The organism is Arenimonas alkanexedens, assembly GCF_054781355.1.
The window spans coordinates 1-13,548 of record NZ_BAAGUO010000001.1 but is presented as its reverse complement, the minus strand read 5'-3'; the positions used below and the strand labels follow the sequence as shown (position 1 = coordinate 13,548).

The window sequence follows — 13,548 nt, the reverse complement described above, 5'->3', positions numbered from 1 at the left end:
ATTTCTACGCCGGATACTTCATCAAGCGCCCGGCGCTGGATCGCGGTCCAGGTAGTCGGTCGCGTCGCCTTTCCCGTCGAATTTGATTTCCAGCTTCTGGATGCGCAGCGATGCCGGCGCGTACTCGGCTTCGAACGTATTGCCGTTCTTGTCGACGCCCCTGACTTCGTAGCAGCCGTCATCAACCTTGATGCGCTGCACCTGCCAACCCTGCTGCTCCAACTTTTCCCGAAGCGCCTCGCGCGGCTGCCAGTCCGCTACCGGATCGGTGCATTCGCTATCGGCCATTGCAACGGCGCTGGCGGCCAGGCTGGCCAGCATGGTGCTGGTGAGGATGAGAGCTTTCATGGATGCAGCCTCCCTGTGGTGGTGTAGGGCCGACTCTAGGCGTTGATCCTTATGCCAACCTGAAGACCCACTTCCTTTCGGTCTAGACTGAGCGGAGACAATGCATCGTGGCGTTCGATATCCCGCTTACGGAGAGGCTATGCGAGTACTCTTGATAGAGGACGCCGTCGAACTCGGCCAAGCGGTTCGCGAGCAGATCACCGACGACGGCCACGCCGTGGACTGGGTACAGCGGCTCGCCCATGCGGAGCTAAGCGTCAAGTCGACGACCTATGACCTGATCCTGCTCGACCTGATGTTGCCCGACGGGCTCGGAATAGACTTCTTGCGTAAGCGCCGCAGTGCCGGCGACGCCACGCCAGTCATCATCCTGACGGCGCGGGACCAACTTTCGGATCGTATCGCGGGCTTGAATGCCGGGGCCGACGATTACCTTGTCAAACCCTTCGATCTTGATGAGCTTTCGGCACGGGTCGGCGCGGTTGCGCGGCGCTACAGCGGCAATCCAAATCCACATGTTCAGCTCGGGGAGCTTCGCATCAACCTGTCGGACAGAACGATCCAGCGAGCGAACGCGCCCGTGGCGCTTACGGCGCGCGAATGGGCGCTTCTCGAGACCTTTCTGCAGCGGCCCGGCGCCTTGCTGTCGAAGTCGCAGCTTGAGGAGCGGCTGTATGAGTTTGGCGCCGAGATCGAGAGCAACACGATCGAGGTACACGTCAGCCATCTGCGCAAGAAGCTCGGCCACCAGGTCGTAGAAACCGTTCGGGGCGTGGGCTACCGGCTGGGATCCAAATGAGGCCGGCGAAAAGCCTGCAGCGGCAGCTGGTGTTCGGGCTGACCCTGGGCCTGATTGCAGTCTGGCTTTTTGCCTCGCTGGTTTCGGGCTTGGTGGTGAAGCACAGACTGGATGCAGCCTTTGATAGCGCGATGCGTGAAACGGCACATCGAATTTTGCCCCTGGCGGTTCTCGACATCGTCAATCGCGAAGAGGTGGCCACACCCCAGCGCGTAGCGCCGTTGAACGCACAGGGAGACAGCCTTGCCTACCTTGTGCGCGATCGACAGGGCAAGATTTTGCTGCAGTCTTCCAGCGCCGATGCTGCGGCGTTTCTGGATCCGACCATAGTCGGCTTCAGCTCGACGAAAACCCACCGGATTTATGGCGCAAGCGCTCTGCGCGAAACTGTGTTCCTGCAGATTTCCGAGCCACTTTCCTATCGGCGAAAAGCATCCGTCGAGGCCACTGCGGCATTGCTGCTTCCGCTTATTTTTCTGGTGCCCGCCAGCGTGGTGGGAACATGGCTCTTTATTCGCTTCAGCCTCCGCAGCGTGCGCGCGTATGGCCAGTCGATCGAAATGCGCGGTGCCGGCGATCTTTCCGAAATTCGCCTAGCGGGTCTTCCGGCGGAGATCATGCCTATTGCCGACGCCGTCAATCACCTGATTGATCGGGTGTCGCGCGCACTGGCAGCCGAGAGGCGATTCACTGCCAACAGCGCCCATGAACTGCGCACGCCACTGGCGACGGCCCTGGCCCAGATCCAGCGTTTGCGTCACGAGGCGCCTGAAGGGCCAATGCTTGCCCGCGCCATGCAGGTGGAGGCATCCCTGAAGGAGCTTGCGCGTCTTGCCGAGAAGCTGATGCAGATGGCGAAAGCCGAAGGCGGCGGTGTTCTGTCGGACACGCCGCAAGATCTGGCGCTTCTGCTCGACCATGTAGTGCAGGACATGCAAAAAGCTGCCGGCGTGCCGATTCAAAGGCTGCTGCCGAACCGGCGTTCGGTCTATTCATCCATAGACCCGGATGCTTTTTCTATCCTGGTACGCAACCTGATTGAGAACGCGTTAAAGCATGGACCTGCGGATGCAGCGATCGAAGTCACACTGTCGGACAGCGCGCGCTTGAGCGTGGTCAACGCGGGCGCCTTGATTCCAGACGCTGACTTGGCGCAGTTGACCGGCCATTTCATGCGGGCTGGCAGTCGCGCTGAAGGTTTTGGCCTTGGGCTGGCCATCGTATCCGCCATCGCACGAGGCGCCGGTGCCGAGTTGACGCTCCATTCGCCGGCCTTGGGAAGATCTGACGGGTTCGAGGCGGCGGTACAGTTTCCGCTCAGTCCAACGTTCCCGTCCTAGCGTCCTGTTCCCCCAGGCCCGGGGTTCGCTGGACGTCTGCAGCCGGCGGCTCAGGCGCCGTCCAGCGCCGTCATCAGCTTGAACTGCGCGGCGGTGGCGCTGCCGTCGGCATTGAGCTCGACGGCCCGCTGTGTGGAAAGTTCCAGCACCGCCCATTCGGGGAGGTCCACCGCCTGGACCACGGTGGGAATCCAGCCGTCGGACATTCCCGGCGCCATATAGGTCACCGGCACCCGCACCACGTCCCCCGCCTGATGTCCGTGGAAGCTCCATCGTTCGGCCACGCGCTCAGCCGAACGGCGGAACTGCGACGCCAGATAGCCTTGGTGCGCCTGACGCGTGGCCACACCCAAGAGCTCCAGCTGCTCGGTGGTCACCTGGCTTGGCCTGCCTTCGGCATCAAGCTTCACGAGCAGCAGCACCTGAGCGCCCGCGCCTGCGCGCAGGGCATGGGAGGGATAGCTGGGGGGCACCAGGCGAGAGGCACTGGTCGTCGAAGCAGTACCCGCCGGTTCCAGGAAACGCACGTGGCGGATGCCGAACTGGGTGACGGAGTCACCCTTCTTGCGCGTGGCCACCAAGGACAAATGCATGCGCCCCTTGGCGATCACCGGCTGCCCATCCACCAGGATGGGCTCGAAGCGCCAGGCGCGGATGCGCTGCTCGAAACCCTCCAGCACGCCTTTGCCCAGACTGCCGCGGCTGGATAGCTCGACATCCAGCACCTCACCCTCCGCACCGATGCTGAGGTCACCTTGGACAAGGGTGGTGTAGAGCTGAACATCCTTGTCATCTGCCATAGCCATAGAAGTGACAAGCAGCAGGAGCAGCAGTAGCCAGAAACGCTTCATGGGCGGCCTCGATGGTTTTGGCGAGTAAAGCATCCGGGCAGCGCCGGCTGCAACGACGCCACTTGCCGGCGCATAATCCACGCCATGCACGACACCGGCTATCTCAGCATCATCCTGGTTTTCCTGATTGCGGCCGTGGTCGCGGTGCCGGTATTCCGTCGCCTGGGCCTGGGCGCGATCCTGGGCTACCTGGTGGCGGGCGTCGCCATCGGTCCCGAAGGGCTGGCCCTGGTGCCCGACCCCGAGGACGTGCTGGCGGCCTCCGAGTTCGGCGTGGTCATGCTGCTCTTCATCATCGGCCTGGAGCTGAGCCCGCCGCGGCTGTGGGTGATGCGTCGGCAGGTGTTCGGCACCGGCGGCCTGCAGGTGCTGGTTTCCGCCGCCGCCATCGGCCTGGTGGCCACCACGTTCGTCGGCAGCTGGAAGGCGCCCCTGGTAGTGGGGATGGGGCTGGCCCTGTCGTCGACCGCCGTGGGACTGCAGCTGCTGGCCGAGCGCAAGGAGCTGACTGCCGCGCACGGCCGGGTCGCGTTTGCGATCCTGTTGTTCCAGGACTTGATCGCCATCCCGCTGCTGGCCGCCATCCCGCTGATGGGCGAGGCCAAGATGCTCGAGCAGCTGACGCCGCCGGCGGAGTCGGTGCTCAACGCAGTAGTGGTGATCGCAGCGGTGATTATCGGCGGGCGCTTCCTGCTGCGCCACGTACTGCGCGCGGTCGCCAAGGCCAACTCGGTCGAGCTTTTCACCGCCACGGCACTGCTGGTGGTGGTGGGCAATGCCTGGCTGATGCAGTGGGCCGGCCTGTCCATGGGCCTGGGTGCTTTCCTGGCCGGCGTGCTGCTGGCCGAGTCCGAATATCGGCACGAGCTCGAATCACATATCGAGCCGTTCAAAGGCCTGTTCCTGGGCTTGTTCTTCATGGCCATTGGCATGAGCATCAACCTGGGCGTGGTCGCGCGTGAGCCGGCGATCATCCTGGGCAGCGTGCTGGCGCTGCTGACGGTCAAGACCTTGCTGCTGGTCGTGATTGGCCGCTGGTCGGGCCGGCTGTCCCTGCAGGAGTCGCTGCGGCTCGGCGCGGTGCTGGCGATGGGCGGCGAGTTTGGCTTCGTGGTGTTTGCCGAGGCATTGAAGGCCGGACTGATCGACGGCGTCATGCGCGACAAATTGTTCGTGGTGATCGGCCTGTCGATGGCGGCTACCCCGCTGGCGCTTCTGGCGGTTTCGCGCTGGGTTCGCAGCCATCCCGATACCAGCGAGACACGTGCACACGACACCATCGCGGACGCACACCCGCGCGTGATCATCGCCGGCTTCGGCCGCATGGGGCAGATCGTCGGCCGCATGCTGCGGGCGCAGAAGATTTCGTTTACCGCGCTCGAGACCAGCGCCGAACAGGTCGACTTCCTGCGTCGGTTCGGCAACAAGATCTACTTCGGCGACCCGGCCCGGCCCGAGCTACTGCGGGCGGCGCGGGCCGACCTGGCCGAGGTCTTCGTGCTTACCACCGACGACCCCGATGCCAACATCCGTACGGCCCGCCTGGTGAAACGGATGTACCCGCACCTGAAGGTCTACGCCCGCGCGCGCAACCGCCAGCATGCGTTCAAGCTCATGGACATGGACGTGCAGGTGACGCGCGAAACCTTCCACTCCAGCCTTGTGCTTGGCAGGCGAGTAATGGAGGCGCTGGGCGTGCCGGCCGAGGAGGCCGCGCGCAACACCGACCGCTTCCGCGAGCACGACGAAGCCCTGCTTCGCAGTCAGCACCTGCATTACGACGACGAGGCGGCGCTGGTGGCTTCGGCACGCGAGGCGCAGCGCGAACTGACGAGCCTGTTCGAGGCCGATATCGAGCCGCCGGAAGAAGAAAGCGACCCCAAGCGCTAGCGCGCTGCGGTCGTTGCCTGCACTCAGCGCGGGTCGCGCAGGAACCTGGCCAGCGAAGGCGTGGCGCTGCGCGCCGGCTCGAATTCAGCGGCCACGTCAACGAAGCCGCGCAGCACCGCGATGTCATGCGGCGTGCGGCCGAGGCTGTCGCGGGCCTGGCGGTTACCGCCCTCACGCAGCAGGCGCTGCACGATCCGCGGCAGCCCGTGCAGGGCGGCCAGGTGCAGGGGCGTGAAGCCGCGCTGATCTTGTGCGTCGAGGCTGACGTCCTCGGCAAGCAGGCGCTCGAGCGCGGCCAGCAGCACGTCCTCGTCGCAGGCGGCGCCGGGCTCGGCGCGTCCGCCCAGCAGCAGCAGCAGCGGCGTTTGGCCAAGTTGGCTGACCTCGTCGGGCGCGGCGTCGGCCAGCAGCAGGATATCCAGCAGCGCCAGCACCCGCTGGCGATCGCGCGAGGAAAACGCATGCAGCGCCGCGCAGTGCAGTGGGCCCAGGCCCTGGGCGTCGCGCGCCTGCGGATTGGCCCGATGTGCCAGCAGGCGCGATACCAGCTCCGGCTGGCCCAGGGCCGCCGCGAGCATCAGCGGCGTGACGTCGCCAGGCAGGGCCAGGTCGGGTTCGGCGCCGGCGCGCAGCAGCTGGTCCACCACGCCGACGTGACGCATGGAGATGGCCGCCGACAGCGGCGTCGCGCCGGTGCGCGCGGCCAGGGTGGTGTCGGCGCCGCGCTCGAGCAACAGCGCGATCACCACGTCGTGGCCACCGCCGCCGGCCCGCAGCAGCGCGGTGCAGCCTTGGGTGTCGGTGCCGTCCACCGGCAGGCCGAGCTCGAGCAGGCGCAGCACCGCCTCGGCATCGCCGGCCATGGCCGCGGCGGGGAGGTCGGCCGGCTGCAGGGCGCGGCCGGGCAACTGCCACTGGCGCCATTCCAGCCAGTGCGAGAGCTCGCGGCGGTCGGCCGCCAAGGCCAGGCCCAGCGGTGTCTGTCCATCGGGCGCCGCCAGCGCCGGCGAGGCGCCGTGGCGAATCAGGACGCGCAGGGCGCTTTCGCGTCCAAGGCTGGCGGCGACATGCAGCGCCGTGTGGCCACGCCCGTCGCGGGCATTGGGATCGGCGCCGGACACGAGCAGGGCTTCGGCCAGGCGCAGCCAGCCCAGTTGGATCGCGAGACCCAGCGGCGGATCCGAGGGCGCGCCACCGAAGGCATCGGCACCGCGCTCGAGCAGGGCCAGCGCGAACTGCTCGTGGCCGCGGGTGGTGTGCTCGCCCGCCAGGCAGGCCTGCAGCCAGTGCGCCAGGCCGCCGCGACCGCCGATCGGCTCCGCCCGCTCCAGCAGCCGCTGCAGCGCCGCCATCGCATGTCCGCCGCGACCGAGAAGATGGAACAGCACACTCAGCTCGCCGTCGATTACGACGTCGGCGCGGGCGCCGTGGCACAGCAGCCAGTCGAAGTTGACGGCGTCGCCCTCGCCCGAGAACTCAAGCAACAGCGAGGCCAGCCCCTGCGGGTCGGGCCCGGCGCCGAGGCGCAGCATGGCCTGGGCGGATTCCCGGCGGTCGGACTGCAGGGCCTCGCGCAGCAATTCGCGCGGCGTTTTTTCGAAATGACCTTCGGACAGGCCCTCCGCCACGCTCGCGGGCAGCGGATAGGCCGGGTCGAGCACCGCCACCAGCGGCCAACGGCCGGCGCCGAGCGCATGCTCGAGCGCGCGGCGGCCGTCGGCATCGCGCTGCTCGGGATTCACGCCCATGGCAATCAGATGCCGCAGCAGCTCCGGCGGGGCGCCGGCATCGGCCGCCAGCACCAGGGCATTGCGGCCGTGGCCGTCCACGGCGGCGACGTCCGGACGTGCCATGGCCAGTCGCGCCAGCACGCCGGCGTGGTTGCCGCGCGCGGCCTCCAGCAGCGCCGTCATCCCGTCTGCATCGTGGGCGTTGCGGTCGGCACCGGCGTCGAGCAGTTCACCGACGATGTCGGCATTGCCGGCCGTGCAGGCCAACAGCAGGGCCGTGCGCTGGCGCGTGCCGCGGGCATCCACGCGGGCCTTGTGCCGCAGCAGCAGCTGCACGCCGGCAATGTCGTCGTCACCGACCACCGCCGCCAGCAGCGCCGGCTGGCCGTCCTTGGGTTCGGGCTTGGCGCCGCGTTCGATCAGGAAACGCGCCAGCCGCCAGTTGCCGGCGGCGCAGGCGATGCCCAGCGGGCTGAAGCCTTCGGCGTTGAGCGCCTCGAGCGTGCCGCCGGCATCGAGCAGCAACGCCGCAACCGCGGCATCGGTGCTACGGGCCGCGTGGTGAAGGGGTGCGTTGCCTTCGGCGTCGGCGTGACGGGCGTCAGCGCCATTGGCCAGCAGGGTCATCACGGCCTCCGGACGCCCATGCCAGCTGTCGCGGGTCGCGGCCAGCAGCGGCGTCAGGCCGGCGTGCTCGGCATTGAGGTCAACGCCGCGGGCAATCAGTTCGCGAAGCAGGCGCAGATCGCCCAGCAGCGCCGCCAGCATCGGCAGGGTGCGCTGGTCGCGATCGTCCGCCGCGGGCTCGGCACCGGGCTCGACGCCGCCTTCAAGCAGCGCCAGCGCGGTCTCGATGCGACCGGCGCGGGCCGCGGCATACAGCTCCACTTCCGGGGACTGCTCGGCCTCGGAATCCGCCACCGGTGCCAATTCATCTTCGTCGTCATCGCCGTAGATCGGCAGACTGGCGAGCGACGGGGCCGCCGGCGCGGCGCCGCAGCGCTGTATCAGTGCATGCGCCGCCAGGGCGCCCGCCAGCAGGCCCAGCGCCGCCAGCCAGCGCTGGGGCCCCGGCACCAGCCCGGGCCAGGCCAGCAGCAGGCTCGCGGCCAGCACGCAAAAGACCGCCAGGGCCACCACGAAGCCGCGACCGGCATCTTCCGGGCCCCCTTCGCCCACCGCCGCGGCCAAGGCCGGCAGCCGACCCGACTCACGCTCCGCCAGCCCGAACGCAGGCCAGGCCCGCCACAGGCAAAGCAGGGCCGCGCCGGCCATGCCGCTGAGCGCCAGCGCCGAGGTCAGGGAGCCGGTGTCGCGCAGCGCCGCCAGCGGCCAGGCGGTGGCCAGGGCCACCAGGCCCAGGCCCAGCAGCCAGACCAGGGCCAGACCCAGCGCCTCGCGCAGTCCCGCCGCATTGAAGCCCGGGCTTGGCCGAAGCCCTCGCAGGCTGGCCAAGCCCAACGCCAGCGCCGGCTGCGCCAGCCAGGCGCCGAGCAAACCAGCAGGATGCGACCAGGCGGCCAGCATCGTCAGACCGGTGCCCAGGATCAGCCAGGCCCAGGCCATCGGGCGGCGGCGGGATTCAGCCATCGACCAGGGGATCCAGCACAGTCGGCGGGAACTGGAGATGGAAACCGTGCGCGGCAAGATTGGTTCGCACCACGGCGGCATCCACCTGGGCCAGCCGGCGCTCGGGCGTCAGGGCCACTTCGAGCACGAAGGCCAGCTCGCCCAGCGGCAGGCGCACGGCGTCGGGCACGACCAGGAAGTCGTCCCGCTTGCGCAGGTAGACGTAGGTATCGGGCTTCCGGAGGGATTTGTAGACGTAGGCTTGCATGGTCCCGCCGCAAAGTTCTCTCGATTGTCGCCGCAAACGCCACGGGGGAAAAGCAGCACGGGCCGTCGACGCACCGGCTTTGCTAGGCTTGCGGGCCATTACCGCCCCTTGGGAGCCACCATGCGCCATCGCCTTATCGCCCTCGCCCTGCTCGCGGCCTGCGCCGCGCCGGCCCTGGCGAACGACACCCCGCTGACGCTCGACCAGGCCATGGCGCACCCGGACTGGATCGGCCCTTCGGTTGAACAGGCTTGGTGGTCGCTCGATGGCCAGCGCGCGCTCTACACGCTCAAGCGCGAGGGCTCGCCGGTGCGCGACACCTGGACCCTGCCGGTGGCCGGCGGTGCCGCCACGCGGATCGAAGGCGCGGCGCTGGCCGAAATGGACGCTGCCCGGGTGGATTTCGATGCCGGCGGTCGACGTGCGGTGTTCGTTCGCAACGGCGACGTCTTCGTGCGTGAACTTGGCGGCGTTCTGAAGCAGCTCACCCGCAGCGCCGAAACCGAAGCCAACGCCCGCTTCGCCGCCAATGGGCGTGACGTGATCTGGAGCGTGGGCAACGACTGGTTCCGCTGGTCTGCCGAGAACGGCCTGGGCCAGCCGGCCGCCCTGCCGCGCGCCGAAAAAGACCCCGCGGCTGCGCCCGAAGCCGACGCCGTGCGCGAACACCAGCTGCGCCTGAGCAGCATCCTGGCCCGGGAAAAGGCCCAGCGCGAAACCCTTCGCGACCACGCCGAGGCGCTGCGCGTCGCCGATCCGTCGCGCGCCGCCGCGCCGACCTATCTCGGCGACAAGCTGGAGATCAGCAGCAGCTCGATGTCGCCGGACGGCCGCTGGCTGCTGGTGGTGACCCAGGCCAAGGGGGCCGAAGCCGGCCGCACCGGCAAGATGCCCAAGTACGTCACCGAGTCCGGCTATGAAGAAGCCGAGGACGTGCGCGTGCGCGTCGGCCACAACGCGCCGATCCCGCAGCAGCTCAAGCTGGTGGACCTGCGCGACAACAGCGTGCGGGAACTGCCGCTGGCCAACCTGCCGGGCATTTCCACCGACCCCCTGGCCGATCTGCGCCGCGCCGCCAAGCTCGACCCGCTCAAGGGCGAGCGCGCCGTTCGGGTGAACGACATCCAGTGGTCGGACGATGGCCGCAGCGTGGCCGTGATGGCCCGCGCCGTGGACAACAAGGACCGCTGGATCGCCAGCGTCGACTTCGCCAACGCGACCCTGCAGCCGCTGCATCGGCTCACCGACACCGCCTGGATCAACTGGAACTTCAACGAGTACGGCTGGCTGCCGGACAACCGCACGCTGTGGTTCCTGTCCGAGGAAAGCGGTTGGTCGCAGCTTTACACCGTCACTGCGGGCGGCCGTGCCAAGGCGCTTACGCGTGGCAAGTGGGAGGTTTCGTCGCCGCAGTGGACGCTCGACGGCAGCACCGCCTACTTCGTCTGCAACCGGGACCGCCCCGGTGACTACGAAGTCTGCGCGGTCTCGCGCGACGGCGGCGACGTGCGCGAAGTGACCGCGCTAGACGGCGTCGAGGACTTCGCCCTGTCGCCCGACGGCCGTCAGCTGCTGCTGCGCTGGTCGGCCCACCACACGCCGCCGCAGCTGGCGGTGCAGCCGGTCGCCGGGGGCGAAGCGCGCAAGCTCACCGACACCCGCAGCGCCGACTTCAAGTCACGCACCTGGCTGGCGCCCGAGACGGTGCAGGTGCCGTCCACGCATGGCGCCGGCACGGTTTGGGCCAAGCTCTATCGTCCCGAGGTGCTCGAGGCCGGGCGCAAGTATCCGGTGGTGATGTTCGTGCACGGCGCCGGCTACCTGCAGAACGTCAGCGACCGCTACCCGAACTATTTCCGCGAGCAGATGTTCCACCAGCTGCTGGTGGAGCGCGGCTTCATCGTGCTGGACATGGACTTCCGCGCCTCCGAGGGCTACGGCCGCGACTGGCGCACGGCGATCTACCGCCAGATGGGCCATCCGGAGCTCGAAGACTACGTGGACGGCGTGAAGTACATGGTTGCCCAGCACCAGGGCGACGCCGACAACGTCGGCATCTACGGCGGCAGCTACGGCGGCTTCATGGCCTTCATGGCGCTGTTCCGCGAGCCCGACACTTTCCACGCCGGCGCCGCGCTGCGGCCGGTCACCGACTGGACCAGCTACAACCACGAATACACCTCGAACATCCTCAACACGCCCGAGCTCGACCCGGAGGCCTTCCGCAAGTCATCGCCGATCGAGTACGTCGAGAACCTGCGCGGCCACCTGCTGATCAGCCACGGCATGATTGACGACAACGTCTTCTACCAGGACTCGGTGCGGCTGTCGCAGCGCCTGATCGAACTCAAGAAGCACGACTGGGAATTGGCCAGCTATCCGCTGGAGCGCCACGGTTACCAGCAGCCGGAAAGCTGGTACGACCAGTATCGGCGCATCTTCGAGCTGTTCGAGGACAACCTGAAGTAAGGCCTGCGGCCGCCGACCTAGGCGGCCGCGAACACGCCTTCGAGTTCGACATCGAGTTCGCGGCGACACACGTCGCCGCGCAGGTAGCTGATGCGCTCGGCGGGAATGCCGCTGGTGGCCATCACCGCCTGCGCGGCGGCCAGGTCGGCGTCATGGCGCAGATAGATGCGCAGCGCCTCGCAGTCCGACCAGTGGAATTCGCGGCCGGTCTTGCCGGTGGCCTGCTCCATCAAGGCCTCGAGGTTGCGCAGGCTTTCGCGCAGCTGTTCGGCGCAGTCGCCCAGATGCAGCGACACATGGCCGACGATGCTGGCGGTGCCGGAGGCGAGCAGGCGCGGCGTCACCGTGTCGGCGTCGAGCACGGCGCCGCGCGAAAAGCCGGGCGACACCGGGCCATGCTCGCGCGGATATTGCCAGGCAGGCGTCTGGCGCGGGTTTTCCAGCGCGATGGCCGGCGCCCGGGAACACAGCGCCACGACCTTCAGACGACCGGGCACGCCCACGCTGCCGATCGCGGTGGCTGCCGGCGGCGGGTCATTGAACATGCCGTCCACCGCGCGCGCGCGACCGACACAGAAGCGCCGGTAGCGCTCCTGGTCGCCCTCGCCCTCGTTGATCAGGGCGAAGTAGTTCCAGATCCGAAGCAGGTAGGGATGCGCCGATGGCCGCACCGCGACCAGCAGCCGTTCGTAGGCCAGCGCCGCGGCGGTTTCGATGTCGCCGTCGCTTTCGTCCACCGCCAGCGCGACCAGCGCGTAGTGCTCGCCGTGGGCGAGCGCGGCGCCGTCGGTTTCGGCTGACTCGGAGATCTCGCCCGCCAGCCAGGCCTCGAAGACCGGGCCGGCCAGCGGCACGCAGTCGATCGCCAGCGGCGATACGTCGCCCGGCTGGAATCGGAAGGGGATCAGGGCGTCGTCGCGCCGCTCAGGAACGATCAGAAGGCGGGCGGGGGCGGGGGCATCGGCATTCATCGCTGGGCGCGATTATAGCCGTCGGCCGGGGCGGCTATCATGTGGACCTGTTCAATGGTGACGACCCATGACCGATTTCAACGCCGTCCACGACTACCTGCGCACTCTCCAGGACCGGCTCTGCGCCGGGTTCGAAGCGATCGACGGCGGTCGTTTCGCCCAGGACGAGTGGCAGCGACCGACGGGCGACGGCCCCTCGCTGGGCGGCGGTGGTCGTAGCCGCGTGCTCAAGGAAGGCACCGTGTTCGAACAGGCCGGCGTCGGCTTCTCGGACGTTTCCGGCGCCACCCTGCCGGCCTCGGCGACCGCGCATCGCCCGGAGCTGGCGGGCGCGCCCTGGCGTGCGGTGGGGGTGTCGCTGGTGATCCACCCCCGCAATCCGCATGTGCCCACCTCCCATGCCAACGTGCGCTACTTCGAAGCGCGGCCGGAAGGTCGCGATCCGATCTGGTGGTTCGGCGGCGGCTTCGACCTCACGCCTTTCTACCCGGTGGACGCCGACGTCAGGCACTGGCACCAGGTCGCGCGCGACGCCTGCGAACCTTTTGGCAGCGAACGCTATACCGAGCACAAGGCCTGGTGCGACAAATACTTCTTCCTGAAGCATCGCCAGGAGGCGCGCGGCGTCGGCGGCCTGTTCTACGACGATCTGCACGCCGATGGCTTCGAGCGCAGCTTCGCCTACACGCGCGCGGTCGGCGATGCCTTCCTGGACGCCTACCTGCCGATCGTCGAACGCCGCAAGGACACGCCTTACGGCGAGCGCGAGCGCGAGTTCCAGCTCTACCGGCGCGGTCGCTATGTCGAGTTCAACCTGGTCTGGGACCGCGGCACCCTGTTCGGGCTGCAGAGCGGCGGCCGCACGGAATCGATCCTGATGAGCCTGCCGCCGCGGGTGCGCTTCGAATATGCCTACGCGCCGGAGCCCGGCAGCCCCGAGTCTCGCCTCGCCGACTACCTCAAGCCCCGCGACTGGCTAGCCACCGCCTAGCGCCACCCTGTGGGAGGGACTTCAGTCCCGAAGCCTTTCGCCGGAAAGCATCGGGACTGAAGTCCCTCCCACGGAAGCCGGGCAAATAAAAAGGCTTTTTGGAGTCCGGTGTTGAATCGGGACCCAGGACCAACTACCGGCCGACGATGCTGTCATGGAATCCGGTGTTGAAACCTGTGTGAGCCAGTGACATGCTGTAATGACCCAGTGATTTCCTGCTCAGGTGTAACCTTATCGAGGAGACACCTATGAGCGCGGTAATGGAAGAAGAGATCAAGCGTTGGACCGCCCGCCGGAAAGCGGCGCTGGTACTGGAAATCAT

General features: G+C 68.0%; 10 protein-coding genes and 1 pseudogene. 6 read left to right on the top strand and 5 right to left on the bottom strand.

Translation table 11 applies throughout. The annotated features are described in order from the left end of the window. Positions 1-21: 21 nt before the first annotated feature. Positions 22-348, bottom strand: coding sequence for a PepSY domain-containing protein (locus ACYVGY_RS00055; protein WP_460455446.1), 327 nt, complete (start codon positions 346-348; stop codon positions 22-24). 139 nt (positions 349-487) lie between these two features. Between ACYVGY_RS00055 and ACYVGY_RS00050 the strand changes: the two genes are divergently transcribed. Together ACYVGY_RS00050 and ACYVGY_RS00045 are read left to right on the top strand one after the other, a co-directional pair. Next, complete coding sequence (locus tag ACYVGY_RS00050) at positions 488-1,147, top strand: response regulator (protein WP_460455445.1); 660 nt, start codon at positions 488-490, stop codon at positions 1,145-1,147. Further along, on the top strand, positions 1,144-2,487 hold the full coding sequence (locus ACYVGY_RS00045; protein ID WP_460455444.1) for an ATP-binding protein: 1,344 nt from the start codon (positions 1,144-1,146) through the stop codon (positions 2,485-2,487). The genes ACYVGY_RS00050 and ACYVGY_RS00045 overlap by 4 nt, the downstream gene beginning before the upstream one ends. Positions 2,488-2,537: 50 nt before the next feature. Here ACYVGY_RS00045 and ACYVGY_RS00040 read toward each other — a convergent pair whose 3' ends face one another. Beyond that, positions 2,538-3,338, bottom strand: coding sequence for an energy transducer TonB (locus ACYVGY_RS00040; protein ID WP_460455443.1), 801 nt, complete (start codon positions 3,336-3,338; stop codon positions 2,538-2,540). An 84-nt stretch (positions 3,339-3,422) separates the two neighbouring features. Here ACYVGY_RS00040 and ACYVGY_RS00035 point away from each other — a divergent pair, with 84 nt between their 5' ends. Beyond that, positions 3,423-5,228, top strand: coding sequence for a monovalent cation:proton antiporter-2 (CPA2) family protein (locus ACYVGY_RS00035; RefSeq protein ID WP_460455442.1), 1,806 nt, complete (start codon positions 3,423-3,425; stop codon positions 5,226-5,228). 23 nt (positions 5,229-5,251) lie between these two features. Here ACYVGY_RS00035 and ACYVGY_RS00030 read toward each other — a convergent pair whose 3' ends face one another. Together ACYVGY_RS00030 and ACYVGY_RS00025 are read right to left on the bottom strand one after the other, a co-directional pair. Further along, the gene (locus tag ACYVGY_RS00030; protein ID WP_460455441.1) at positions 5,252-8,548 is read right to left on the bottom strand and encodes an ankyrin repeat domain-containing protein; all 3,297 of its coding nucleotides are present in this window, start codon (positions 8,546-8,548) and stop codon (positions 5,252-5,254) included. Then, the gene (locus tag ACYVGY_RS00025) at positions 8,541-8,795 is read right to left on the bottom strand and encodes a YcgL domain-containing protein (RefSeq protein ID WP_460455440.1); all 255 of its coding nucleotides are present in this window, start codon (positions 8,793-8,795) and stop codon (positions 8,541-8,543) included. Before ACYVGY_RS00025 ends, ACYVGY_RS00030 begins: the two co-directional genes overlap by 8 nt. Positions 8,796-8,915: 120 nt before the next feature. Here ACYVGY_RS00025 and ACYVGY_RS00020 point away from each other — a divergent pair, with 120 nt between their 5' ends. Then, the gene (locus tag ACYVGY_RS00020) at positions 8,916-11,264 is read left to right on the top strand and encodes a S9 family peptidase (RefSeq protein WP_460455439.1); all 2,349 of its coding nucleotides are present in this window, start codon (positions 8,916-8,918) and stop codon (positions 11,262-11,264) included. A 17-nt stretch (positions 11,265-11,281) separates the two neighbouring features. On the opposite strand, the gene ACYVGY_RS00015 is transcribed toward ACYVGY_RS00020, so the two are convergent. After that, positions 11,282-12,235 carry a chorismate transformation enzyme, FkbO/Hyg5 family gene (locus tag ACYVGY_RS00015; RefSeq protein WP_460455438.1) on the bottom strand — a complete coding sequence of 318 codons (954 nt, stop codon included), beginning with the start codon at positions 12,233-12,235 and terminating at the stop codon, positions 11,282-11,284. Between the two features lie 67 nt (positions 12,236-12,302). Here ACYVGY_RS00015 and hemF point away from each other — a divergent pair, with 67 nt between their 5' ends. Together hemF and ACYVGY_RS00005 are read left to right on the top strand one after the other, a co-directional pair. Continuing rightward, positions 12,303-13,226, top strand: a complete 924-nt coding sequence (gene hemF / locus ACYVGY_RS00010) for an oxygen-dependent coproporphyrinogen oxidase (RefSeq protein ID WP_460455437.1) — start codon at positions 12,303-12,305, stop codon at positions 13,224-13,226. A gap of 248 nt (positions 13,227-13,474) precedes the next feature. Continuing rightward, a pseudogene (locus ACYVGY_RS00005) lies at positions 13,475-13,548 on the top strand (DUF1153 domain-containing protein); the annotation flags it as partial.